At 53.5% G+C, this 25898-nt stretch carries 23 protein-coding genes; 12 read left to right on the top strand and 11 right to left on the bottom strand.

The window, feature by feature from the left end:
• Window positions 1-154: 154 nt before the first annotated feature.
• The 5 genes from ACQ0MK_RS16405 to ACQ0MK_RS16385 form a co-directional block, all read right to left on the bottom strand.
• Window positions 155-2170, bottom strand: a complete 2016-nt coding sequence (locus tag ACQ0MK_RS16405; RefSeq protein WP_430473511.1) for a TRAP transporter permease — start codon at window positions 2168-2170, stop codon at window positions 155-157.
• A 5-nt stretch (window positions 2171-2175) separates the two neighbouring features.
• On the bottom strand, window positions 2176-2685 hold the full coding sequence (locus ACQ0MK_RS16400; protein WP_430473510.1) for a DUF1850 domain-containing protein: 510 nt from the start codon (window positions 2683-2685) through the stop codon (window positions 2176-2178).
• Window positions 2682-3647, bottom strand: a complete 966-nt coding sequence (locus ACQ0MK_RS16395; protein ID WP_430473509.1) for a TAXI family TRAP transporter solute-binding subunit — start codon at window positions 3645-3647, stop codon at window positions 2682-2684. Before ACQ0MK_RS16395 ends, ACQ0MK_RS16400 begins: the two co-directional genes overlap by 4 nt.
• Before the next feature lie 494 nt (window positions 3648-4141).
• Window positions 4142-5539, bottom strand: a complete 1398-nt coding sequence (locus ACQ0MK_RS16390; RefSeq protein ID WP_430473508.1) for a sigma-54-dependent transcriptional regulator — start codon at window positions 5537-5539, stop codon at window positions 4142-4144.
• Window positions 5536-7269 carry a sensor histidine kinase gene (locus ACQ0MK_RS16385; RefSeq protein ID WP_430473507.1) on the bottom strand — a complete coding sequence of 578 codons (1734 nt, stop codon included), beginning with the start codon at window positions 7267-7269 and terminating at the stop codon, window positions 5536-5538. The genes ACQ0MK_RS16390 and ACQ0MK_RS16385 overlap by 4 nt, the downstream gene beginning before the upstream one ends.
• 297 nt (window positions 7270-7566) lie before the next feature.
• Here ACQ0MK_RS16385 and ACQ0MK_RS16380 point away from each other — a divergent pair, with 297 nt between their 5' ends.
• Window positions 7567-8283 (top strand): response regulator transcription factor, encoded by a 717-nt coding sequence (locus ACQ0MK_RS16380; protein WP_350044246.1) that lies wholly within the window; start codon window positions 7567-7569, stop codon window positions 8281-8283.
• A gap of 88 nt (window positions 8284-8371) precedes the next feature.
• A complete protein-coding gene (locus ACQ0MK_RS16375) occupies window positions 8372-10021 on the top strand; it encodes a stimulus-sensing domain-containing protein (RefSeq protein ID WP_430473506.1) in 1650 nt (549 codons plus the stop codon).
• Between the two features lie 140 nt (window positions 10022-10161).
• On the opposite strand, the gene ACQ0MK_RS16370 is transcribed toward ACQ0MK_RS16375, so the two are convergent.
• Window positions 10162-11334, bottom strand: coding sequence for an MFS transporter (locus ACQ0MK_RS16370; protein ID WP_430473505.1), 1173 nt, complete (start codon window positions 11332-11334; stop codon window positions 10162-10164).
• Window positions 11335-11484: 150 nt separating this feature from the next.
• Between ACQ0MK_RS16370 and ACQ0MK_RS16365 the strand changes: the two genes are divergently transcribed.
• The 8 genes from ACQ0MK_RS16365 (at window position 11485) to ACQ0MK_RS16330 (ending at window position 18633) form a co-directional block, all read left to right on the top strand.
• Complete coding sequence (locus ACQ0MK_RS16365; protein WP_430473504.1) at window positions 11485-12396, top strand: LysR family transcriptional regulator; 912 nt, start codon at window positions 11485-11487, stop codon at window positions 12394-12396.
• A 114-nt stretch (window positions 12397-12510) separates the two neighbouring features.
• The gene (locus ACQ0MK_RS16360) at window positions 12511-12951 is read left to right on the top strand and encodes an HPr kinase/phosphorylase (protein WP_430473503.1); all 441 of its coding nucleotides are present in this window, start codon (window positions 12511-12513) and stop codon (window positions 12949-12951) included.
• A complete protein-coding gene (gene rapZ, locus ACQ0MK_RS16355) occupies window positions 12941-13912 on the top strand; it encodes an RNase adapter RapZ (RefSeq protein WP_430473502.1) in 972 nt (323 codons plus the stop codon). The genes ACQ0MK_RS16360 and rapZ overlap by 11 nt, the downstream gene beginning before the upstream one ends.
• Window positions 13913-13931: 19 nt before the next feature.
• Entirely contained in the window at window positions 13932-14336 is a 405-nt protein-coding gene (locus tag ACQ0MK_RS16350; protein WP_350044250.1) for a PTS sugar transporter subunit IIA, read from the top strand.
• A gap of 63 nt (window positions 14337-14399) precedes the next feature.
• Window positions 14400-14675, top strand: a complete 276-nt coding sequence (locus tag ACQ0MK_RS16345) for an HPr family phosphocarrier protein (protein WP_350044251.1) — start codon at window positions 14400-14402, stop codon at window positions 14673-14675.
• 67 nt (window positions 14676-14742) lie between these two features.
• Complete coding sequence (gene ptsP / locus ACQ0MK_RS16340) at window positions 14743-16539, top strand: phosphoenolpyruvate--protein phosphotransferase (RefSeq protein WP_430473501.1); 1797 nt, start codon at window positions 14743-14745, stop codon at window positions 16537-16539.
• 307 nt (window positions 16540-16846) lie between these two features.
• A complete protein-coding gene (gene ahcY, locus ACQ0MK_RS16335; protein ID WP_350044253.1) occupies window positions 16847-18142 on the top strand; it encodes an adenosylhomocysteinase in 1296 nt (431 codons plus the stop codon).
• Window positions 18143-18258: 116 nt separating this feature from the next.
• A complete protein-coding gene (locus ACQ0MK_RS16330) occupies window positions 18259-18633 on the top strand; it encodes a 5-carboxymethyl-2-hydroxymuconate Delta-isomerase (protein WP_430473500.1) in 375 nt (124 codons plus the stop codon).
• A gap of 25 nt (window positions 18634-18658) precedes the next feature.
• On the opposite strand, the gene ACQ0MK_RS16325 is transcribed toward ACQ0MK_RS16330, so the two are convergent.
• Window positions 18659-19594 carry a DUF294 nucleotidyltransferase-like domain-containing protein gene (locus ACQ0MK_RS16325; protein ID WP_430473499.1) on the bottom strand — a complete coding sequence of 312 codons (936 nt, stop codon included), beginning with the start codon at window positions 19592-19594 and terminating at the stop codon, window positions 18659-18661.
• Window positions 19595-19755: 161 nt separating this feature from the next.
• On the opposite strand from ACQ0MK_RS16325, the gene ACQ0MK_RS16320 reads away from it, so the two are divergent.
• Complete coding sequence (locus ACQ0MK_RS16320) at window positions 19756-20115, top strand: DHCW motif cupin fold protein (RefSeq protein WP_430473498.1); 360 nt, start codon at window positions 19756-19758, stop codon at window positions 20113-20115.
• 9 nt (window positions 20116-20124) lie between these two features.
• Here the strand turns inward: ACQ0MK_RS16320 and ACQ0MK_RS16315 are convergent, their stop codons facing one another.
• Complete coding sequence (locus ACQ0MK_RS16315) at window positions 20125-21381, bottom strand: HD domain-containing protein (protein ID WP_430473497.1); 1257 nt, start codon at window positions 21379-21381, stop codon at window positions 20125-20127.
• The gene (locus ACQ0MK_RS16310) at window positions 21378-21566 is read right to left on the bottom strand and encodes a hypothetical protein (RefSeq protein ID WP_430473496.1); all 189 of its coding nucleotides are present in this window, start codon (window positions 21564-21566) and stop codon (window positions 21378-21380) included. Before ACQ0MK_RS16310 ends, ACQ0MK_RS16315 begins: the two co-directional genes overlap by 4 nt.
• Before the next feature lie 76 nt (window positions 21567-21642).
• Here ACQ0MK_RS16310 and ACQ0MK_RS16305 point away from each other — a divergent pair, with 76 nt between their 5' ends.
• Complete coding sequence (locus tag ACQ0MK_RS16305) at window positions 21643-24177, top strand: PAS-domain containing protein (protein WP_430473495.1); 2535 nt, start codon at window positions 21643-21645, stop codon at window positions 24175-24177.
• Window positions 24178-24258: 81 nt separating this feature from the next.
• Here the strand turns inward: ACQ0MK_RS16305 and ACQ0MK_RS16300 are convergent, their stop codons facing one another.
• Both ACQ0MK_RS16300 and ACQ0MK_RS16295 read right to left on the bottom strand, forming a co-directional pair.
• Window positions 24259-25215: a 2-hydroxyacid dehydrogenase gene (locus tag ACQ0MK_RS16300; RefSeq protein WP_430473494.1), complete on the bottom strand. Its 957-nt coding sequence runs from the start codon at window positions 25213-25215 to the stop codon at window positions 24259-24261.
• Between the two features lie 46 nt (window positions 25216-25261).
• Window positions 25262-25837 carry a hypothetical protein gene (locus tag ACQ0MK_RS16295; RefSeq protein WP_350044260.1) on the bottom strand — a complete coding sequence of 192 codons (576 nt, stop codon included), beginning with the start codon at window positions 25835-25837 and terminating at the stop codon, window positions 25262-25264.
• Window positions 25838-25898: the final 61 nt, after the last annotated feature.

The following is a 25898-nucleotide window of genomic DNA, read 5'->3' as shown; positions in this document are numbered from 1 at the left end:
GGCGTCGTTAAATGTATCGATTCAATTGCCGTTGGTCTACTGCCCGCCCGGATAGGGAAAACTGGTCGGTAAAAGTTCGTGATCAAACGCGAATCGGCAAAGAAAAAGCCCGCAACGAATGCTGCGGGCTTTTGAAAGTGTTGGGCAAGGGTGCCTAGCTGGCGGCGACTGCCGGGGTTGGGCCGTTACTTTTGCCCTTCCACCAGTTAACGCCAAGAATAACCAGAAGGACGACGGTGCCTGCGATTTCGGCTGTCAGGTCCGGATAGAACACACCGATTGTCGCCGGAACGATCAGAACCCGTGACAGAATGTCCATATGGGCAAACAGATAGCCTTCAAGGGCTGCTGCAAAGGCCACCAGACAGAGAATGGCGGTAAAGCCGGTCCAGAGAACAATCTCGATCGAGCCACCTTCGATGATTTCCGGGTTGAACACCATGAATGCCGGGATCAGATACAGGCCCTTGGCAAATTTCCAGGCCTGGAAACTTGTTTCCATGGGACTGGCCCCGGCTATTGCGGCCCCGGCAAAGCCGGCCAGCGCAATGGGCGGTGTAACGTTACTATCCTGCGAGTACCAGAACACCACCAGATGGGCGATCAGAAGCGGAATGCCAAATTCGTTTGAAAGGGCTGGTCCAACCAGAACGATCAGAACGATATAGGACGCGGTGACCGGAAGGCCCATGCCAAGGATCAGGCTGGCGATCAGGACCAGCACGAGTGCCAGAACAATGTTGCCACCCGAAAATGCGATCATCATTGACGAGAATTTCAGGCCAAGACCGGTCAGGCCGACAACACCAACAATGATGCCGGCAACCGCACAGGCCATCGACACGGCAACGGCGTTTTTCGCACCAAGTTCAAGGGCGGCAATGGTGATGTGGATACCCTTGAAAACGGCCTGTTTAAGGGCATCGTGGCTTGGCTTTTTGCCGCTCTGCGGTGCGACGATGAAGAACCACAACGCATAGCGCAGGGCCGCAACCGCCATCACCGATATGATCGCCCAGAAACCAACGCGCATCGGCGAGATATTAAGGACAAGCAGATAAATCAAAATGCCCAACGGCAAGATGAATTGCCAGCCTTCTTTAAGAACTTCGCGCCAATTTGGCAGTTCTTCAATTGGCATGCCCTTCATGCCGTTTTTCAAGGCAACGATGTGGACAAATAGGTAAACCGTGCCGAGATACAAGATTGCCGGGAAGATCGAAACCATAACGATTTCGAGATACGGCACCTGCGTATATTCGGAGATCAGAAATGCGCCAGCGCCCATCAGTGGGGGGGTAATCTGGCCACCGGTTGACGCGGCAGCTTCGATCCCACCGGCCTGTGCCGGGCGATAGCCAAGGCGCTTCATCAGCGGAATGGTAAAGGCACCCGTGGTCACCACATTGGCGATGGCCGATCCACTGATCGATCCCATGCCAGCGGACGCCAGAACTGCGGCCTTTGCCGGGCCACCGGGTTTTCTGCCCGTCGCGGCATAGGCCATGTCGATAAAGAATTTGCCAGCACCGGTGACTTCAAGGAACGCACCAAACAGTACAAACATGAAGATATAGGTCGCAGCAACCCCCATCGGCAGGCCATAGATGCCTTCCTGACCAAGGTAAAGTTGACCAACAAGGCGATCCACATCCGCACCGCGATGGGCCAAAATACCGGGCAACCATTCACCAATCCAGGGCAGCGCACCGCGCGGACCCGACAGGGCATAAAGGATGGCGACAATGCCAATCACGGTCATGCCAAGGCCAACTGCACGGCGGCTTGCCTCAAGCACAGTGACGGTGGCGATGATGCCAATGATCAGGTCGGCTTCGCTCCAGAAACCGGCACGGTTGATAATCGCGTCGAGATAGAATGTCAGATAGAAACCTGTGGTAAAGGCACCGGCAAGGAAGGTGAAATCAATCAGCCATCCCAAAGCACCGCGCTTTTTGTTGCTTCCGAAGGCCGGGAACATCAAAAAGGTCAGGAACATGACGAACGCAAGATGGATGCTGCGCTGATAAAAAAGACCAAGTGGTTCGATCCCTGCACCATACATCTGGAACAGAGAAAGGGCGACTGCAATAATCGAAATCGCCATCACAACCATTTTTGGCTGCGGCAGTCTGTCCATCATGGACGGAAGCGGTGCCGGTTCAGACATTTAACTTATTCCCCGGTATCAAGACGGATGGTGACACGGGTGTGTTCAGCCATCTTTGAAAGATAGATTTCGTCACCATCTGTTGTGACGATGCGATGGTTAACGGCAAGGCTCCCGACGCGCAGAACATAGGTATTGTTCCGGACGGGTTCGTCAATATCTTCGATCCAGTATCCACCGCCTTCTGCGCTGGTCAAAATTCCACGGCCGGGATAATGGCCAAGACCTGCTGCAAAGTCGGGTTGATAGGCGCGATGGAGAACCATCTTGCCAAGATCGTCTACGTAACAGTCAATCACCCCGTCGCCCGTTACCGAGTGGTTCCAATACAGGCACCAGCCAGATTGACGAGGAATATCGGTTCTGGCCAGAACCGACCCGTTAGCAGCAATCACTTCAAGATGATCAACCACCGTTCCGGGTTTTGTTTCGTGATGGCCGTTCGGGCCAGCACAGGCCGCGATCGAGAGAAGAAGGGCGGCCACAAGAGGCCGCCCAAATTCACGTAAAATCATGGATAAAGCTTCGGCGGGATCGGTGAATCCGTTTCTTCGTAGTAACGAAGCGCACCCGGATGCATTGGAATCGGGGTGGAGTTCAGAGCGAAGTCAACGGTGGTGTCGTTGGCTGCCGGGTGAATCGCGATCAGTTCGCCGACCTTGTCAAACAGGGTCTTGGTGATCTGATAAGCCAATTCTTCGTCCATTTCTGCGCTTACGAACAGAACGTTCGGGGTCGAAATGGTGTTAACCGGTGCAGTAACGCCGTCATAGATACCTTTGCGCAGCGCATAAGGTGCGAAGGTCGGTTCTGCATCAAGTGCTGCAACGATTTCTTCGTCGGTCAGCGCGATCAGCTTGATCTCGCGGGTGGTTGCAAGGTTAAGGATCGAGCTGGTCGGTGGGCCAACGCTCCAGAAACCGGCATCGATGTCACCATCGCGCAGCGCATCAGCGGTTTCGTTGAAGTTCAGGCGCTGTTCTTCGATGTCATCATAGGTGATGCCATTGGCAGCAAGCAGGGCTTGAGCTGAAACTTCGGTGCCCGAACCCGGTGCACCAACAGAAACGCGTTTGCCTTTAAGATCGGCAAGGCCGTTGATGCCGCTGTCGGCCATGGTGACGATCTGAACCGCATTCGGATAGATCGATGCCAGTGCACGTACGTTATCAAGGGTGCGGCCTTCGAATTTACCGGTGCCCGTGAAGCCAGCATAAACGGTATCGGCAAGACCGATTGCAATGTCGCTGTCGCCACGTGCAACAAGGCCCATGTTTTCAACGGATGCGCCGGTAACTTCGGCAACGGCACTTGCACCGTCAATATATTTGGAAATCAGTTCCGCAAGGCCACCGCCATACGGATAGTAAACGCCACCGGTACCACCGGTTGCGATTGAAAGCTGCTGTGCCGAAGCAGGTGCGGCGGTCAGCATCATGGCTGCGGCTGCTGCTGTAAGCAGAGTACGAAGCTTCATGGTAGTCCTCCCTAGGGTTAACACTCTTTAAGTCAATATGATCAAAAGGTCGTTCAAGATATACGGTCTTAAGGGTCTGTATCTGCCATTTGGCATGACCTGTTGTTCTTGGATTTCATGCGCAACCCTAAAACGGAGCCGTCTGTAACATCGACGACAGTTTCAGAACCCTGCTGGTGCGACATGCAAAAATACAGTCAGCGACCGGCAGATTGATGAAATCTTATTTCATTAAAGGGGAATTGCAATACAGCCATATCGAGCAGCCCGAATGGGCTGGCTGATTGGTATCCTCCCTTAGTTTTTTCATTTTATCATTTTGGAATTCGAATGTGCAATGAGTATGCCAGAATGAAAATAAAAAAGATTGCTAAAAATCAAATGCTTAATGAGTAGTGATTTGGCAAAACAAGCATAATCTTGCCGATTTACCGAATATGATCGGCGGATTTTCGCCGATTTAAGCTGCGTAATGGGACGCCGAGATTGGGGCGTTAGACTGGTTTGTCGCGGCGGATATTAAGTTTTTTCATCTTTTCATTGAGTGTCCGGCGCGGAATGTCGAGTTCTTCCATCACGGATTTGACGTTGCCGTCATGGCGGTCAAGGGCATCGCGAATGACGCGTTCTTCAAAACCACGGACCTGATCGGCAAGGGCGAGATCGGCGGGGCCGGATGTTGCGGTTTCAAGCCCACCTTTAAACAGACGTTTGAACCGTTCTTCGGGGCTTCCGACCAGTAGGACATAGCGTTCAGCCATGTTTTTAAGTTCGCGCACATTGCCGGGCCATTCGTGGGTTTTGATTTGGGCGGTCAATGTCGGAGTGACCCGTTCATAGGGACGTTCGAACCGTTCAGCCGCCCGTTCTGCAAAGATATCAAACAGCAACGCCACATCATCCTTGCGATCGCGCAAGGGGGCGATGGCAAGTTCAAAGGTGTTGATACGAAATAACAGGTCTTCGCGGAAATGACGCGCGGTGACGGCCTCGCTCAAGTCTTCGTTGGTCGCACAGATCAGGCGGAAATCGACTTTGACCGGCGCGTTTGACCCGACCCGAACCACTTCGCGCTGTTCAATGACGCGCAGCATTTTGGCCTGCAGGGCAAGCGGCATGCTTGAAATTTCATCCAGGAACAAGGTGCCGCCAATGGCATGTTCGATCCAGCCGACGCGCTGTCCAGCAGCCCCGGTAAAGGCGCCCTTTTCGTGACCAAACAGTTCACTTTCGGCGGTTCCTTCGGGGATGGCAGCACAATTGACGGCAACGAATTTGTCATTGCGGCGGTCGCTTAGATCATGGATGGCGCGCGCGACAAGTTCCTTGCCCGTGCCGGTTTCCCCGGAGATCAGAACCGGGACTTCGGTTGGGGCAATATTGGCGATTTCGTCCTTAAGGGCGCGCATCGGCAAAGAGTTGCCGATCAGGCGGCTGTCCAAACTGCCGCGATGGGCGATTTGGCGACGCAAATTGCGGTTTTCAATGACCAGACGGCGTTTTTCAATCGCACGTTCCAGGTTTTCGACAATGTCGGTTGGCTCAAACGGTTTTTCGACGAAATCATAGGCCCCACTTTTCATCGCTTCGACCGCCATTGGCACATCCCCATGACCGGTCATGAGGATGATGGGGATATCAGGGTCCGCTGCCAGAACCGATCGGGTGAAGGTAATGCCATCAAGGCGGGGCATTTTCACATCGGTCAGGATCACACCGGCAAAATCGGGATTGATATCGCGCAGGGCCTCGCGGGCATCTTCATAGACCGTTACGGCAAAGTCAGACAACTCCAGCCATTGTGACAGGGCGATGCGCATTGCTTCGTCATCATCGACAATGATGATGTGGGCTTTGTGATCGGCTTTGCGGGTCTGGCTGTTGGTCGTCACGTTGTCTTACCTTTAAGCAGCGGCAGGCGAACTTCAAAACAGGCCCCACCAGATGCACTGTTATAGGCTTTGATGGTGCCGCCGAAGTCACGCACAATGCCATAAGTTACCGAAAGTCCCAATCCCACACCTTGCCCCGGGTCTTTGGTGGTGAAGAACGGATCAAACAGCAGGGCAAGTGTCTCGTCATTCATGCCTTGTCCTGTATCGGCAATGCGCATGATGACGTCATCGTCGTTGGTGGTCAGATCAATACGAATGCGTTTGGTCGGGCTGCTTTCCATGGCATCAAGCGCATTGCGGATGATGTTGACGCAAATCTGTTCAATCCGCACCAGATCGGCATGAACGATAAGCGGGGTGTTTAGTTCATGACGTTCAAGGGTGCATTCTTCAGACTCCAGTTGCGGGCTGAGCAACTGAAGGGCGTTATCAAGGGCTATTTTCAAATCAACGGGTTCAAGCACGCCGGTTGATTTACGCGAGAATGTTTTCAGTTGCCCGGTAATCGCACCCATGCGTTCGGTCAGCGATGAAATCTGGCGGATATTCTGATCAAGTTGTTCGGTTTTGCCGCGTTCGATCATGAGTTTTGCACTGGCGCAAAATGTTCTGATGGCGGTAATCGGCTGATTGATTTCATGCGCAATCGCGGCCGACATTTGCCCAAGGGCGGCAAGTTTTCCGGCCTGCACCAATTCATTTTGGGTGCCGCGCAATTCGTCCTCGGTTCTCCGGCGTTCGGTGATTTCTTCTTCAAGGCGGGTATTCAGGGCCTGAATATGGGCGAATTCGCGGGCTTCGCGTTGGGACGCCAGTTTGAGTTCACGTTCGCGTAAAAACAAAATGACCAAAATGATCATCCCACCCCCAATGATGGCGATCAGCATGACCGCCCCTTGACGATCGGTGACCAGATCCATCGAAGTAAGATAATAAATGCGCCAGTCGCTGCCGCGAATTGGTTTGCTGTCAAACAGGAAACGCTGGGAACTGATGGTGACGATCCCCGATCCCTTTGCCAACTGACGCCCGACATCAAGCGATGTCAGCTCGCGGCCGGAATATTGGCGGTTGCGAACAATGCGATCACGATCCTGATCAGACAGGGGCGAAACCGTCCGGTATTTCCAGTCCCCCCGACTGGTCAGGGTAATGACACCATCGGCATCGGCGACAAAGACGGTTTCCCCACCTTCTTGCCAGTTCTGTTCAAGCTCATCGAGTTCAAGTTTGACAACGACAACCCCGATCGCCTCGCCGTCCTGGCGAATGGGATTGGAAATAAACAAACCAGCCCGCCCGGTGGTAACACCGATGCCAAAGAAGAACCCTTCGCTTCCGGCAATCGATTGGTTGAAATAAGGTCGGAAAGAATAATCTTCGCCCACGAAGCTATCAGGCGTGTTCCAGTTGCTTGACGCAACGGTTTGCCCGGTTCGGTCGAGAATATAAAGGGCGGCCGCACCGGATCGTTCATTGACCCGTTGAAGATACAGATTGGCGATGTGGGCGGTACCCTGTTTCAGGATGGCCTCGATGACCTGATGATGGCGGGCAACGACGTAGGGCAGATAGCGATAGCGATCAATTGCGGCCCGCAAGGAGCTGTCATAGAGGGCCAGGCGCGCCTGTCCGGTATTTTCAAGCTCGCGGATGGTCAGATTGCCTGTCGAACTGACGGCAAGCCAGACGAGCAATGCTGAAATCAGCGTGCCGACAAAGGTCAAACTTGCGCGGCTGAAATTGCGTAACCAGTAAAAAATCGCGGCCTCCCGTATGATCAGGGATCAATTTCGCATCTCGCGCGTTTCGATTGGATTGGGTGATTTACCTGATCAAGGTGATTGTTATTGGGCGCAGTGGCGCAAAGTCAACACATTGAGCGAAGTCGGGCAAAAGCCGTCCGTGTATTCGCTTAGCCTTAATTATGACGCAAGTGGTTATTTTTTCGCCACATTGGAATGTAAATTGTATAGTCACCAAACTTTAGAACAAATTGTATCTGTCCAGATGACGAGGTCCAGGTGAGTAAAATCGCACTTGTAGATGACGACCGGAATATCCTGACGTCCGTATCCATGGCGTTGGAAGAAGAAGGATATGAAGTTCTGACCTATTCTGATGGTTCAGAGGCGCTACATGCCCTGACCAAAGAAGAGCCGGATCTAGCGGTGCTCGATATCAAGATGCCGCGCATGGACGGACTGGAACTTCTGACCCATCTGCGCAAAAAGACCGAAATGCCGGTCATTTTCCTGACATCGAAAGATGACGAGGTTGATGAGCTGACCGGGCTTCGGTTGGGTGCAGATGATTATATCAAAAAGCCGTTTTCCCAGCGTCTGCTGATCGAACGTATTCGCACATTGCTGCGCCGTGCGGAGATCATGCGGGCCGGTGGTGTACGGCCCAGTGGGTCCGATGATGTTGTGCAGCGTGGGGATCTTGTTTTGGATCCATCGCGCCATATGTGTAGCTGGAAAGGTCAGCATGTTAACCTGACCGTGACCGAGTTCCTGTTGATTCAGGCACTGGCAAAGCATCCGGGCCATGTGAAAAATCGTGACCAGTTGATTGATGCGGCGTATGGCGAGCATATCTATGTTGATGACCGTACGATTGACAGTCACATCAAACGCCTGCGCAAAAAATTTCGTGAATCCGATAAGGAATTCAAGGAAATCGAAACCCTGTACGGTGTCGGATATCGATATCGCGATACGGCCACTGTCGCGGGTTAAGGGGTGGAATTTTAGTGCCGGGGCGGTTACGTTCCGGCACATTTCGTTTTTGCAGACCCCTTTCAAAGGGTCAGTTACGCAGGTTTGAATGAGCGATCTAGGTGCTGGCGACAATGACCAGACAACCGGCCAGTCCGAAACACGGACAGCACGGATAGAGGAACGCCACGGGCTGTTTTCCCCTTTGACTTGGCGCATTCTGGCGGTGAATGCGCTGGCTTTGTTTGTGCTGGTGGCGGGTATCTTGTATCTTGGCCGCTATAAACAGGAACTTATTCATTCCGAACTTGAAGCAATGGCGGTGCAGGCGGAAATGTATTCTGCCGCCCTTTCGACGTCTGCGGTCAGTTCCGGTGATGATGCGACCAATCAGGTCAAACTTGAAGTCGCCCGCGAAATGGTGCGGCGACTTGTCGGCATTACCGGTGCACGCACACGTTTGTTTGCCACCAATGGCAAACTGATGGCCGATAGCCGCAATATCCAGTCCTTTGGCGCGGGAACCATTCAGGCCGAAGAACTTCCCGCACCCGGTGATGAAGATGCCTTTGCCGATATTATGCGGGCCCTTACTGACGGGTTATTGACCCTGTTTGAGGGCGAACAGCCCTTACCCTTATATGTCGATCCACCCGTGGCCAGTGCGGCTGATTACCCGGAAGTCCGCGCGGCCTTGGCCGGGTATTCGCGTGGGGTTGTTCGGGTTGATAGTCAGGGACGTCGGGTTTTGTCGGTGTCGGTTCCGGTTGCGCGGTTCAAACAGGTTCTGGCATCGGTGATGCTGACCAAAAACGGCGATGCGATTGAAAATGCGCTGCACGCGGTGCGGCTTGATATCCTGAAAATATTTGTGTTTGCCTTTGGCATAACGGTGTTGCTATCGATTTATCTTGCCGGGGTGATTACCCGCCCGCTTAACCGGCTGGCACGGGCGGCAGAACGGGTCCGACGCAGCAAAAACCGCCAGTTTACCATTCCTGATTTGTCGGGTCGCCGCGATGAAATTGGCGATCTTTCGACCACCTTGCGCGATATGACCGAAACGTTGTGGGACCGGATGGATGCAATTGAACGGTTTGCCGCCGACGTTGCCCATGAAATCAAAAACCCGCTGACGTCGCTGCGCAGTGCGGTGGAAACTGCAACACGGCTTAAAGACCCGGAACGTCAGCGCCGTCTGATGGAAATCATTGCCGAAGACGTGCAGCGACTGGATCGCTTGATCAGTGATATTTCCGATTATTCCCGAATGGATGCCGAATTGTCGCGGGCCGAAAGCGAAGAAGTCGACTTGTCGATTTTGCTTCGGACCTTGGGCGAGCTTTACAATGCCGATCCTAAAGGCCCGCGTATCCGGGTTTCCGCATCGGAAGATCTTAATGTTCCCGCCCTTGAAAGCCGGTTGACGCAGGTCTTTAGAAACCTGATTTCAAATGCCATCACGTTCAGCCCCGAAGGTGGGGAAGTGCGGGTCCGGGCGTGGCGTGATAAGGATTGGGCCGTGATCACGATTGAAGATGACGGGCCGGGGATTCCGCCGGGCAAGGAAGAAGATATCTTCAACCGGTTCTATACCGAACGTCCGGCAAGCGAAAAATTCGGTCAGCATTCCGGTCTTGGCCTGTCGATTTCCAAGCGGATTATCTCAGCCCATAACGGCGAGCTTTCAGCACAGAATCGGATGGTTGATGACGCGGTAAAAGGAGCGGTCTTTACCATTCGTCTGCCCCTTGATTGACGCGCAGCTTTTTGTGTTTCGCGGCATGTGATGATCTTGATGCATACCGTCTTGGAATATGGACAAGCATCGGCCGGGTGATTGCCTTTGCGACCGATGCTTGATCATGTTGTGTAATGAAGGTGTCGGGGGGATGGTTCTCAGGCGCGCTTGCGGAGATGGTTCAAAATCGCAAGCAACGCCAGACCAGCACCAAACAGACTGACGCCTTCCCATCCGGCAAAGCTCATTACCTTGACCCCGATCGCCGAACCAAGTGCAGCGGCGATGTAATAGCACAGCATATAAACAGCATTCATCCGGCTTTGGGCATCAGGATCGATCGAGAACACACGCACCTGATTGGGGATCTGGGCCCCGAAAACGCCAAGATCAAGCAGGATGACGCCAATAACAAGCCCCGCCAGATGATCGCCCCAAAGTGCCAACACGCCAAATGACAGGGCGACAAGAACGAGCGCGCAGGTAATCACAGGCCGGGGCCCCCATGAATCGACCAGTCGACCGGCAAGCTTGGCGCCAAAGATGCCCGACATGCCAACAATGCCGAACAATCCCGCCTGTTGAACCGTAAAGAAGAAAGGTTCACTGGTGACATGAATGGCCAGGGTTGCCCACAGCGCGTTAAAGGCGGCAAACCACAAGGCCCCGGTAAGGGCGGATTCGCGCAACAGACGATGTTTCTTCACCAGCGTAAACATCGAAGCGATCAGTTTCGGATAGGTCAGGGAAACGTTGGGTTTGTTTTCCGGCAGGTTCATCCGTAACAAAATGCCAAAAACCGCAGCCAGCAGGGTGGCAAACAGGAAAACCGATCGCCAGCCGAAATACTCCGCAATGGATCCGCTGACGACTCTTGAAAGCAAAATGCCAAGTGTCAGGCCGGTCATCAGCGTGCCCATCGTCTTGCCACGGGTTTCGGGTGTCGACAGGGCCGCGCCAAGCGGGATCAATTGCTGGGTGATGTTGGCACCAAGGCCAAGAGCAAAGGATGCAGTGATCAGAACGGTGAAATTCGGTGCCAGAAACACGCCAAGCGATGCCAGTGTCATCAATATTGACAGATATCCGATCAGATTGCGGCGCGCCATGGTGTCGCCTAGTGGCGAAATGAACAGAATGGCGGCGGCATAGCCCAATTGGGATGCTGAGGGAATGAGACCAATCAACCCGTCATCGAGACTGAATGTTATCGCGATATCAGGCAGCAGAGGCTGATTGTAATAAAGACTTGAAACCGTCGCGGAAATGGCGGTCGCCATCAGCAATAAAAGCGGTTTGGAAAGACGGGGTGTTTCGGTGCTATCGACCATAATCGTCGGGTCCTTTGTTGGGGCCGCAGGCGCATCGGTTTGTGGCGCTTACGACGCAAAAGCTGTTGGACCGAAAGATACAGAGCTGTGATTGATAATATAAATAATTATATTTGATGCCAGTAATACCAAAACGCTATAAGTGAATGCATGGAGATCAAACTTTTAAAAACATTTGTTACGGTCGCGCGGTTAAAGGGGTTTTCCGCCGCCGCCCGTGAATTGAACACCGTGCAGCCCGCTATCAGCCGCCAGATTTCTGATCTGGAAGAAGAACTGGGCGTCGATCTGTTTTGGCGTTCAACGCGCGCCGTTCGCCTGACATCTGCCGGGGCGGTTCTTTTGCGGGAGGCGCAGGAAATTCTGGCCCATGAAGAACGGGTGCGCAGCACGCTGCGGCGGGTTGGTGACGGGCATGTCGGGCGATTGCGGGTCGGGTTTATCAGTTCCGCCACTCAGGCTTTTCTGCCCGATCTGATCCAGCGTTTCAGAAAGCATTATCCCGGTGTGCAGGTCATGCTTCTGGAAATGACGGCCCGCCAACAGCTTGAGGCCATGGCACAGGACCAGATCGATGTTGCATTTTCGCGTTCCTTGCCGACATCGGCAAAGGACACAACGCGCAGCATTGAAATTTATGCCGATCAGCTTGCCGCTTTCATTCCCGATTCTCATGCATTGACAAAGCGTTCGGGGGTATCGCTTGGTGAATTGGCCGAGGACCCTTTTATTTTGTTTCAGCGTGACGGTGCGCCGGGCTTGTTTGACGTGATCCTCAGTACCTGTCTTGAAGCCGGGTTTTCACCCGATATCGTGCATCAACCCAACAGCATGCAAGCCGTTCTGATCGGGGTTGCGTCCGGGCTGGGGGTGTCGGTCGCACCGGGATGCATCACGCAGCTCAATATGCGCGGTTGCAAAAGGGTGCACCTCACCGATCATGTTTTGCCCGTGCCGTTGGAATTGCATTACCGTCCTGATCATATGGAACGCCCGGCATCGGCCTTTGTTGATTTGGTCACAGAAATGCGCACGGATATCGCGGCAAGAATGGCAAGCTGAGATATCAAAAACCGGCCAGACCGGCAAAAAAACGGTGGGCGTTAAAATCTAGGGCCGTCTTATGCGTCTTTCGCATTTGACAACAGTTGGTCATGGAAGCATCGTTTCCCCGTTATGGTCCAGCTTCATGCAAATTGTGTCCGGATCGGTGCCCATGCGGTGCTGTTGCGCGGACCATCCGGGGCGGGTAAATCCGCGCTTTCCCTGCGTCTGATTACGGCGGGCGGTTTTCTTATTTCCGATGATCGCACAGATATTGTTGCCCGCGATGGCCACTTGATCGCCAGCGCCCCCGATTCGATTGCAGGACTGTGCGAAGTGCGCGGCATCGGGGTTGTGCGTGGATTGCCGGTCAAACCCGAAGGCGACGTTCGGGTTTTGATTGATTTGGAAACATCTGCGCGCGATATCGAACGCATGCCCGAACCCGACAGCGAAGAGATGTGTGGCATTGCCATTCCACGTTGGACATTATGTGCATCCGATTTGGCACTTGAGGCAAAGATCGGCGTCACTTTGGCGCTTGCCACTGGTGAGATGCGACTTGAATCTTAATCTACAGGACCCTGTTTTGCAGAAAAAACCCGTCACATCCGCAGATAAACCCACCGATAATCCAACACCGGCACTTGGTGCTTTTGATGGCAAAAGCGGCCTTGTTCTTGTGACGGGTGTTTCGGGGGCTGGTCGGACAACGACGTTGAAAATTCTCGAAGATTTCGGGTTTGATGCGGTTGATAATTTGCCACTTCGCATGCTTTCGGCCTTGGTACCCAGTGATTGCCGCCCGGAACAGCCGATTGCCATCGGGGTTGATATCCGTACCCGTGATTTTGGCATTGACCAGTTTGTCGAAATTGTTAGCAAGTTGCGCACCCAGACCGGCATGGACCCGTTGATGATCTATGTCGATGCGGACACAACTGTTTTGCAGCGCCGCTTTACCGAAACGCGCCGACCCCATCCGTTAAGCCATGATCGGCCACTGGTTGGTGCGATCGAGCATGAAAAACGCTTGATGGCGCCAATTGCCGCCACAGCAGACATGCGGATTGATACATCGCGTTTGAAGTCAGCCGAGCTTCGCAAGATTCTTCAGGACCAGTTTGATATTGGCGAAAATGAAGGCATGGCGATTTTCGTCAAAAGCTTTTCCTTCCGCCAAGGTGTGCCGGCAGAAGCCGATCTTGTTTTTGACGTTCGCTTTCTGCGCAACCCGCATTATGATCCCGAGCTTCGCATTTTGACCGGCATGAATGCGAAGGTAGGCCAATATATCGAAGAAGACCCGGATTATGCGGGATTCATCACCCGGCTTAAGGCGATGTTGGAACCTGTTTTGCCGCGATATGCGCAAGAAGGAAAAAGTTATCTGACCATCGCCATTGGCTGTACGGGTGGACAACACCGTTCGGTTTATACCGCACGGATACTCAATGACTGGATTGGCGAACTGGGATATGACACACATCTCAGTCATCGGGATAAGCCAGACGAACCGACCTCGGGGGAGTGAATAAAATGGAGAAAACTGCATGATCGGAATGGTGCTTGTCACCCATGGCGATCTCGCGAAAGAGTTCGTTTCTGCCTTGCAGCACGTCGTTGGCGAGCAGGAAAATGTCGCAGCGGTCTGTATCGGGCCGGATGACGACATGGAACAACGTCGCGCAGACATTCTTGCCAGCGTTGAAAAAGTCGATAGCGGCAAGGGTGTAATCCTGCTGACCGACATGTTCGGCGGAACGCCGTCCAATCTGGCGATTTCCATTATGGAACAGGCAAATGTCGAAGTTATCGCAGGGGTTAATTTACCTTTGTTGATCAAACTGGCATCTGTCCGCATTGACGGGACCTTGGCCGAGACGGTCAATGCCGCCCAGGATGCGGGGCGCAAATATATCAACGTTGCGTCGCGTTTGCTGAGTGGCGAAGAATAAGACAGAAACAAGAAAAACAGGCCGGATGCACGGAGACTGCGTATCCGGCTGGCGGGGACATAGATGGCGCAGAAGGAAAAACGCATTTTAACAATCAGCAACCAACGCGGATTGCACGCGCGGGCGGCGGCGAAATTTGTTAAACTTGCAGGCGAATTTGAATCCAGCATCATGGTGCGCAATCGCGGCACCGAAGTATCTGGTGTTTCCATCATGGGATTGATGATGCTTGCAGCATCTATCGGCACCGAGATTGAAGTTGAAGCAACCGGACCGGATGCCAAAAAGGCGATAGAAGCCCTGAACGAACTGGTGGATGACAAGTTCGACGAAGAATAATCAAGGCGCGCAGCGCGCGAACTGGTAAGAATTCGGGAAACAACAAGAATAGGTCCTGATCCTAGGTTTGCAAGTTCCTCCAAAAGACCTAACCACATCAGATGAACCTTCCGCAGGCGTTCGCCGGGTCATAACCGGATTGGGTGCATCGGGCGGGATCGTGATTGGCCGGGTTTTCGTGATGGACCGGCAATATATCCAGATCAGTCGCAAACCCATTGCCGAGGACGCGGTTGGTGCCGAAACCAAACGTCTGCATGACGGTGTTGCCGAAAGTATTGATCAACTCAGACGTCTGAAATCCCAATCATCAACAGCCGACAGTGCCGCATCCGAGGAACTTGGCTTCCTTTTGGACGCCTATATCCACATGCTGACCCAATCGCGGTTGGTGCGTGGCGCCGAAGATTTGATTGTAACGCGCAAACTCAATGCGGTGCATGCGGTCAGCGACGTGATTGACGCCATTGCCGAGCAATTTTCGGGCATGGATGATCGTTATATCGCCGCGCGTGCGACCGATATCCGTGAGGTTGGTCTGCGCCTGATGCGCTGTTTGATGGGGGAAACCGACCGGGTTGTCGATAAGGCCCCCAAGGGCGCGATCCTGATTGCCGAAGATGTCAGCCCGGCCGATATGGCCCGGTTTCAGCCGGGACAGCTAACCGCCTTTGTTACCGCCCTTGGCGGGGCGGAAGGACATACTGCGATTATGGCAAGATCGCTTGGCATTCCGGCGGTTTTGGGGGCTGCGGATATTATTCGCGGCGTTTCAGGCGGTGATCAGATCATTGTCGATGGTGGTCGCGGCGAAGTCATCCTGTCGCCGACTGACGCCGATATTGCCCATTACACCCAGCGCCGCGCAGATTGGCTGGCGGCACGCGATAAACTGGCAAGTTTGCGCGATGTGCCATCGGCCACGCGCGACGAGGTCGATATTGACCTTCATGCCAATATTGAATTGCCGATCGAGCTTTCAGCCGCCCTTGAAAACGGTGCCGGTGGCATTGGTCTTTTGCGCAGTGAATTCATGTTTATGAACAAGGATTACCTGCCCGATGAAGACGAACAATATGGCGAACTTGCCGATATCGTAAAACGGATGGGTGGTAAGCCCGTGACCATCCGTACCCTTGATATCGGCGGGGAAAAGCTTGCCGTTGCCTTGCAGGCGGATATGGGGACCGGACCAAACCCGGCCTTGGGCCTGCGTGGTGTTCGGTTGTCCTTGCGCAAGCCGGAATTGCTTGAAGCCCAATTTGGCGCGATTTTGCGGGCATCCTTACATGGGTCGGTCCGGGTTTTGATCCCGATGGTGGTTGGCGTTCATGAAATGACCCGTGCGCGGCATATCTATGAGGCGGTTGCAAAACGGTTGCGCAAAGAAGGCCATGCCATTCCCGAAACATTGCCGCCACTTGGCGCGATGATCGAAATTCCGGCGGCAGCCATTGCGATAGATACCCTTGCGCGGGAATGTGATTTCTTTGCGATCGGGACCAATGATCTGACCCAATACACATTGGCGATTGACCGGACAGATGATCAGGTGGCGGGGCTTTATGATCCGTTGCATCCCGCTGTTTTGCGGTTGATCCGCGATGTTATCCGGGTCGCAGGCGAACGTGGCATACCCGTCAGTGTCTGCGGCGAGATGGCCGGTGATCCGCGCTATGTTCCGCTATTCATCGGATTTGGTCTGCGCAATCTTTCGATGTCGCCGGTTAATCTGTTGTTGGTCAAGCAACGGCTGCGCCGACTTGATACCCGCAATTCCGAACATCAGGCCAACAGGGTGATGGAGCAATGGGATTCCGCGCGGATCGCCATGATGCTTGACGATTTCAACGATCTGGCCTGACGGGTCTTGCCGCACGTGGCAATCATCCCGACATAGGGGACAGCCTTTGTCCCGAATTTTTCTCTGACCTTTGCTGCGGGTAATATCCGCGTGGAAACCTTTGGGAATTCAAAGCTATCAGGCTTTGGAGCGTGATTTGAAATGCCCGCTTGGCAAAATTGCGCAAGAAAAGACTTGAAATCCATATAAAGAAATCTTTATATGTTCCCCATCGCGGTCAGACGAATGACCGCAACAGAATTTATCGGCGTATCGGCAAGGCAGATGTCTTTGGCGGATGCGCCATTCCTGTTTGATTGGAGACGACATGTCGAACTTTACCGATTGCAAGGTCGCTGACATCTCGCTGGCCGCTTGGGGCCGCAAGGAAATCGCGATTGCCGAAACCGAAATGCCGGGCCTGATGGCGCTGCGCGAAGAATACGGCGCAGCCCAGCCGCTTGCTGGTGCACGTATTGTTGGTTGCCTGCACATGACCATTCAGACCGCTGTTCTGATTGAAACATTGACGGCACTTGGTGCAGAAGTTCGTTGGTCTTCATGCAACATCTTCTCGACTCAGGATCAGGCTGCTGCGGCGATGGCTGCTGCTGAAATTCCTGTTTTCGCTTGGAAAGGCGAGACCGAGGAAGAATTCTGGTGGTGCATCGAGCAGACCATTACCGGCCCGAATGGCTGGAAACCGAACCTTATTCTTGATGATGGCGGCGACGTTACCCAGCTGATTCACGAAAAATACCCGGAACTTCTTGAAGACATCAAAGGTCTGTCGGAAGAAACCACGACCGGTGTGCACCGCCTGTATGAAATGGCGAAAAAAGGCACCCTTAAGGTTCCGGCGATCAACGTCAATGACTCGGTCACCAAGTCGAAATTCGACAACCTGTATGGTTGCCGTGAAAGCTTGGTCGATGGCATCAAACGCGCAACCGACGTAATGGTTGCTGGTAAAATCGGTGTTGTTGCCGGTTTTGGTGATGTTGGCAAAGGTTCGGCTGCTTCGCTTCGCAGTCAGGGTGCCCGTGTTCTGGTAACCGAAATCGATCCGATCTGCGCATTGCAGGCCGCGATGGAAGGTTACGAAGTCACCACCATGGAAGACGCAGCACCGGTTGGCGATATCTTTGTCACCACCACGGGCAACATCGACATCATCACGCTTGACCATATGCGTGCGATGAAAGACCGCGCCATTGTGTGCAATATCGGTCACTTTGATTCCGAAATTCAGATCGGTTCGCTTAAGAACTTCAAATGGGACAATGTTAAGCCGCAGGTCGACGAAGTCGAATTCCCGGATGGCAAACGTCTGATCGTTCTGGCCGAAGGTCGGCTGGTGAACCTTGGTTGCGCAACCGGTCACCCGAGCTTTGTGATGTCAGCTTCCTTCACCAACCAGGTGCTGGCACAGATCGAACTGTGGAAAAACTTCGCCAACTACAAAAACGAAGTTTATGTCCTGCCGAAACACCTTGATGAAAAAGTTGCAGCCCTGCACCTTGATCGTCTTGGCGTGAAACTGACCAAATTGTCGCAGGAACAGGCTGATTACATCAGCGTCCCGCAGACCGGTCCGTTCAAGCCGGATCATTATCGCTACTAATCGACATTCGTCGATTTTCATCAAAGCCGGCCCGATTGAACGGGCCGGCTTTTTTGTGTTCAGAGATTGGCAATTGCTGGTAAAACGGATCGCCATCCCCAACCGGACCAAAACAAATGCCCCAAATTGAAATCGAATATTCCGCCAAACTTCCGATCCGTGATGAATTGCCCAAGCTTGCAGTCGATCTGCATTATGTCATCGCCCGGCAGGTCGATGCCGAACTGGCATCGTTCAAAACCCGCATTTCGCCGTTGGAAAATGTCGTGATTGCCGATGGGGATGACAAATACGCCATGGTGCATCTTGATATTCGGTTGTTATCGGGCCGTGGTGATGCGGTGAAATTTGCGACAGGCGAAGCCGCCCTTGCGGTGCTGCGCGATCGGTTGGAATGGCTTGTCGGGGACTATGCAGTGCAATTTACGGTCGAGGTTCATGACCTTGATCGGGTCAATTACCATAAGCATGTGACGGATGCTTCTACTTAACTGCGATGGGTGAATTGGCTGTTGGTTACATCAAGAGGGCTTCGTGGATCGGATGATTTGGTCCGTAACGGTCATTCAGCAGTTTGATCAATTCGCGTGAGAAACCTTTGCCCGCATCCAGAAGTGATCGCAATTCGGCATCGTTGCGATCATGGGGGCCGACACCTTCAAGCCGTTTGCGGACATCCGGGTCGGATAATTCGCGCAAGAAACGATCATAAAGTTCCAGTGCAGGCAGGCTTTTCTCACCAAATACGGTTTGTAATCGCGTAATTGGCGGGAGTTGTAAAAGTTCCGATAATTGTTCGCGTTTGCCAGTATAATCGTGGCCTGCGGTTTCTGCGGCCGCGATAATACCGCCAAAATAAAGCATCTTCCGTGAAAATACGAGTTTCAGACGGCGCGGTGCCCAGGCCTTGCTGGCGTCGCCTTCGCGGGTTTTGATTTCAAAATCGACACTGATGGTGCGGTAATAGCGGATCACGTCATTGACCAGAAACCGCGCGATTGATTCACGGGTGACGGATGTTGTGACGTAATTGGCAATCAGATCGTCAAAAAACTTGCGTTTGCCCGCCTCGTTATACAGCCATTCGCATTCCAGCAAGAACAGCAACCGGCGGGTGGTGATGGAATTGGTATCGCCATCAAGTCCGATGCGGTTCACCAGTTCTTCGGCGGTGACATAGGATGAAAACGGGCCGTTTTCGGCAGGTTTTTTTGTCACCATCTTGCCAAGGATTTCGGCGACTTGTTGGTGTGGTGCCTGACTGCGTTCGGCTTCACGCCCGATGATGAAGTAATCCAGATCAGACTGATCGGATGCTTCGTGACGGCCATAAGACCCGGTGACCACCACACAAAACGTATCGCCGCTCAGGCGTTTACCCAATGCATCACGCATCTCGGCCAGACGGGCGGCCGAGTATTGCTGATTGATGGCGATGGTTTTCGGTAACAAGATGGATCAGTCCTTTGGCGCGACTCGTTGATCACCAAGTATCTGCCTATAGTGTAAAGATTAATACCGCGTTTATCTGATATGGGTGATCGCCACTGCGAAGCAATTGACCAGCGTTTGAGCGGGGCATAGTTTGGTCTGGTTATCCGGCACCGGATTGCATGCTCCACATTTCATCGAAAGCAATCTTTATGGATATTGCCAATTTACCGTTCGGCACAACGGACTGGTCCGCAATTGAGCGAACCGAACATCGTGGCGAAACCGGGATGGCCACCTGGCGCACACAACAGTTTGGTCCGATCCGGGTCCGGATGGTGACATATTCACCGGGTTATCTTGCCGATCACTGGTGCAGTAAGGGCCATATCCTGTTTTGCCTTGAAGGCGAATTGGTGACCGAGCTTGAGGATGGCCGAACCTATACGCTGTGTTCAGGGATGAGTTATCAGGTGGCAGACAATGCCGAAGCCCATCGTTCATCGACCAAAGCCGGGGCGACGCTGTTTGTCGTGGATTAAGGATCAGCCCTAGTCAAACAGACTTGCCGCAGCCGCCTGTTGGGCCGGGTCGGTCAGGCTGCCGACACGGCGCAGGAAGGAATTTTTTTCTTCGTAATAGCGTTTTGACAGGTCGGCAAAGCAGCGTACTTCGACATCTTTATTGATGTGGAATTCGCGTCTTGGCACCTTGGCTTCATTCAGATCAAGGGTGCTGACCGATGCGCTTATATGGGTGTCGACGGCATCGGCAACGCCGTCCAGCTCAATCCGGTTTTTGAGGCTGTGGAGGAATTTCTTGAAGGCCGGATGGCTGTTCAAGAACGCCTTTTCGGTCAGCAGGAAATCATCGGCGGCAAAGTCCGGGGCGTTTTTGACAACGAATTCGCGGCACAGATGGTCGGTGGCAAAGCACATCGGACCAAAAATGAAATTGCGATAGATGTCTTCTTTAAGCTGCCAGAACTTATCGAGCCGTTTGAGCGAGTCGGCATCAAGTTTTACCGCAGCTTCAAGCAACAGACGCGGGTGACAATGCACATGGTTGGGATGGACATAGGTCTTGGTGCGGCTGATTCCTTCTAGCGTGTCGATATTGACGGGGCCGGAAAACAGGCTGGCATGCGGATGGGTGGATTTTTTCGACAGCAGCGCAATCACTTCATCGGGATCAACGTCATGCTTGACCAGCAAATGATTAACCGACAGGTCAAGCTGGACTTCGCCGGTGATGATCTGATTGGTCAGTTGATGATGGTTGCGGTCAAACCGCCGGGCAAATTCCGGTTCCAGCGTATGGGAAAACGGCCCGTGACCGATATCGTGCAAAAGGGCCGCCGCGCCAAGCAAATCACAATCGGCATCCGATAACCCCATCAGGCGGCAATAGCGCTGTGAAAGCAAGGCAACGCCGATGGTGTGATCATAACGCGAATGACGGATATTGGCGGGCTTGCCATTGGGATGGAACAGATAGTCGATCGCGCCAAGGAACGATATTTCACGCAGGCGTTCAAACGCATGCGACGCAATCAGCTTTTTATGCAGCGGACGGTCAAAGGCGGATGCGATCTGGGCGCGTTTGAAATGGTAGTTATATTGCGGGACATCGCGAAACAGCAGTTCCCATTCGGCGATATCAGCGGCATTGAAATTGGTGTCAAACAGATCGCCGATTTCAGGTGATTCGTTCTGGGCGGCCTTGAGCGCGGCAGACTCCTTTTGCGGCGCGGCGGGCTTGGTCGCTGCGCGGGGGGTAAAAAGATCTAGCTGCGGTTTGGGGCTCATCTTCGGACAGGTACGCTGTATCGGTTGTTAATGACGGAACCGCAGGCATAGCCCGATTCAAGGGCTGTGTCATTGCGGTTTTTCCACAGGCGTGCCCCGTGAAACGCGGCTTTAGACAAGGCTGTTGCCGAGATGATGCGAAACGGTGGTAAAAGCGCACCGTTTTCACCATAATAATAGCTCATAAACACAAACGGTTAACAACACGTGACACGGCGCACATCCGAGCAAGCTTCAAAGCAGGGTAAGGGAAAGAAACAGGTGGGGGCATTTTTGTCCAAATTGCCCAAAATTCGGCTGTCCGCGTTCCTCCAGGGCAGCGTTGCGACCTGTGCCACGTTGATTCTTGGCACCAGCTTGCATGCCCAGGAAAAGTTTCGCGTTAATCAGGCGCCCGAGGCAACCGGACCTGATGGCATTGGTGCGACCATTTTTGGAAGTCTGGCTGGGTTAAGTGATCGTGATTGGCTGGTTGTTGGATTGGCCGCGATTGGTGGTGCGGCGATTGCGGGCTGGGTTGGATGGCGATTGTCGTTGCGGATGAAGCGCCATCTTGAAGAAGTCGAAGATCACGAACACGAACTGGCCGGTGAAACCGAACTTTTCACCCATCTTTTGTTTGCCGGTCCTGATCCGGTTTATTATTGGAGCCAGAAGGGCTTTGCCGAAGGTGCGAGCCCATCTTTGCGGCGCGCCTTTCAATTGGGCAATGATGGGCGTTTTCCTGATCTTCTTGATCTTTTGCGCGATGATGATGCCAAGGCGCTTCAAGACCGCGTGCGCAACCTTAAATCCGGTCATGACCGGTTTGAATTGTGGATTACCACCCTTGATGAGCGCAAATTCCATGTGACCGGCATGGTGGCGCGCAAGGATCGTTCCGCAGCGGTTCTCGCCCATGCATTATGGTTCCGCGATGAAACCCGCCATACCCGCGAACGCGAAAGCCAGTTTGGTGATTTTCAGGCTTTAAAGCATGAAGTGTCCGGGCTTCGGGCGTTGCTTGATAGTCTGCCTTTCCCGGTATGGCGCCGTGATGGTGAATTACGCCTGATTGATTGCAATGCGGCCTATGCCGATGCGGTGGAACAGGCCAGCATCGAAGATGCCCTTGCCAGCCAATCGGAAATCGGGGCGGGGATTATCCCCGATCAGGGTCGGTCCTTGGCGGCATCCGTGCAGCGCAATGGCGAACGGTTGACGCGCGATTATCATGTGGTCATTCGTGGTGATCGCAAATTGATGCGGATTACCGAGATGCCATCGCGTCAGATTGACGGGGCCGACGGGCTGTTCGGGTTTGCCATTGATTGCACACCGGTCGAAGAATTGCAGTCCGATCTGTCGCGCCATATTCGCGCCCATGCAGAGGTTCTAGAAAACCTTGGCACGGCGATTGCGATTTATGGTGGGGATAAGGGGCTTATTTTCTTTAACACCGCCTTCACCAAGCTTTGGGATCTCGATGACGAATGGCTGTGGACCGAACCGGCACATGATGACGTATTGCGGCGGTTACGCGATGAACGCAAATTGCCCGAGGTCACCGATTTCGCCCAATTCCGTAATACGGAAAATCAGCGTTTTACCGATCTTCTGAAATCTGAAGAAGATTTGATGCATCTGCCCAACGGCATGACATTGCGGCGCTTTATCTCGCCGCATCCCTTTGGCGGATTGATGTTTGTTTATGAAGACGTCACCGACAAGCTTGTGCTTGAAAGTTCCTATAACACCCTGATTGCTGTGCAGCGTGAGACGCTTGAAAGCCTGCATGAGGCAGTTGGCGTGATCAGTGGCGATGGGCGTTTGCGGCTTTATAACCATGGGTTTGCCGACTTGTGGGGGCTTGATGCAGCCTTCCTTGATGCGGCACCGCATTTGGCGGAAGTGGTTGAAAAGTCCAAGGATTATTGGCGAGACCGCGAAGACTGGGACAAGTTCAAAAGCCGGATGGTGGCGCGTATCACCAATCATGAGCCGATGAATGGCCGGCTGGAGCGATCTGATAACACCATCATTGATTTTGCCATTGTGCCGCTGCCGGACGGGGCGGTGATGATGTCTTATATTGATGTGACCGATACGATCCGGGTTGAGCGCGCCCTTCGTGAACGCAATGAAGCATTGCGCACCGCCGATCAGATGAAGTCGGACTTTATTTCGACTGTGTCGCGCGAACTGACCAAGCCGCTTGATCATATCAATGGTGAGTCTGATCGATTGATCCCGCATCTGACTGGCAATGTTGCGCGATCGGTTGAAACCATCCGGGCAGAAGCACAAAGCATGCTGGCCCTTGTTGATGATATGCGTGATCTTGCGACCCTTGGATCAGGGCAGGTCGCCCTTGAGCTTGATACGGTTGATCCACGGCGGTTGTTAAGATCGCTTGAAGCATTGACCCGTGCACGTCTGGCTGAATTGAACGTGTCATTGCGGCTTTATTGTTCGCGCAATATTGGCTGGATGGTGGCTGATGAACGCCGCCTGAAACAGGCCTTGTTCATTCTGGTGACCAACGTTTTGCGCACAGCACCGGAAGGCAGCGAGGTTTCTGTTGTTGCCCGACGGCGCGGCGAGAATATCGAAATTTCCATCTCGCTTTCTGATGAAGCCCCGCAACCGATGTTGTTTGAGGGCTTGCGCGATGGCGAGTCCCCATCGGCACGCCGTGCCCTTGGTATGGCGATGGTCCGCGCGGTGGTCGAAATCCATGGCGGGCGGGTCAAGATCAGCCGCGATGGCCGCGAGATTACCTGCATCCTGCCTGCGGGCGAAGAAAGCGATCTGTAATAAGCAGCCCGAGACGTCTGAACACGAAAAAGGCGCCAATTGCGGCGCCTTTTGTTTTGATTGGCTATGTAAGACGCGTTTTTAGACGATAAAGGGTACGTCTTTACCCGCGACAAAGGCATCAATGTTATCAAGAGCGCGAAAACCCATGGCATTGCGGGTTTCGACCGTTGCCGATCCGAGATGTGGCAGCAAGAATGTGTTTGTAAGATCGCGGTAATCCGGTTCGATATTCGGTTCGCCGGCAAACACATCAAGACCAGCTGCGGTCAGGCGACCCGATTTAAGGGCGGCAATCAGATCGGTGTCATTGACCACATCGCCGCGTGCGGTGTTTACAATGATCGCCCCTTTGGGCAGCTTGGAAATGAAGTCACTATTGACCATGCCGCGCGTTTCCGGCGTTGATGGGCAGTGAAGCGACAGGAAATCACAGTGGGGCAGAAGGCCGTCGATGCTGTCATGGTAGGTCGCCCCAAGTTCCTGATCGGCGGGCAACTGACGGCGGTTGTAGTAATGAATATCCATGTCAAACCCGCGCGCGCGTTTGGCAACCGCCTGACCAATCCGGCCCATGCCGATAATGCCCAGTTTCTTGCCGGTAACCTGTGTGCCCATCAGATGAGTGGGCCGCCAGCTTGACCATGTGGCGTTGCGGACTTCGGCTTCGCCTTCGCTGGCGCGGCGTGCGGCACCAAGGATCAAAAGCCATGCGATATCGGCCGTTGCATCGGTCAAAACACCGGGTGTGTTACCAATGATAACGCCATTTTTCCTGGCCGCAGCCAGATCAATATGATCGGTCCCGACCGAGAAGGTGGCGACGATTTTGACACTGTCGGGCAGTTCTTCAAAGAAGATCGCATCAATCGGATCACCAACCGAGACAAGGGCGGCATCCGCCCCATGACACAGGGTCAGGATTTCATTGCGCGACAGCGGATCGTCACCTTCCTGGGTTTTGATATCATAGCTTTGGGCAGCGCGTTTCGCGACGGCATCTGGCAGTCGGCGGGTCACGACAAGGACAGGTTTCATGATGTGTTTCTCCCTGATGAGGATGCGTTTTTTATGGTTTCTGGTTTTAGAACAGCTGGCCGATTGCGAGACGAATGCCAATTGATGTGATCACCATGGATAGCAGGAAATCGGCCATGACAATGGCACTTGCCGTTGGCAGCGGTACAGAAAGGGTCAGCCGCGCAATATAGACACCGTAAACCAGCATCGCGATGACGGCGACCATGACAAACCCGCCCGCCCCAAGGGATGGAAACAGAACCCCGAATGTGAGGGCAACCAGATAGACGCCCATTTGCAGAACGCTTGACCAGTTATAGACAGTGATAAAATTGATATAGCGTTCGGCGCGGCCCAGCATGGGCAGGATGTGAAGCATCACAAGGGGAAAGGCGACCCATTTGATGACATATGCAATCACCTCGACCGTCATATAGCGTCCGACCGGGAAGTCTTGCGGTGCCTCGCCCAGATCATGCCAGCGCAAGAAGGCGAAGGCCGGAAAAACGATCACGGCGGCAAAGAAGGATCGCCAGAATCCGTTGATCGAAAATTCAAAAAATCCAAGCCCGTTTGCATCGCCACGGGCAATACGCCAGGTGCCGTAAAGGGCGCGCAGGGTTTCGGTTTGTATGCTCATGCGGGGCTGATGTCCGGGCTGTGGGGCAAATACGATTGGGGTTTGACCCATTTTAAACATT

This window comes from Thalassospira lucentensis (assembly GCF_050516545.1).
GTDB classification, from domain to species: domain Bacteria; phylum Pseudomonadota; class Alphaproteobacteria; order Rhodospirillales; family Thalassospiraceae; genus Thalassospira; species Thalassospira lucentensis_C.
Note: the sequence above shows the minus strand (reverse complement) of the source record. Positions and strands in the feature narration are given on the sequence as shown.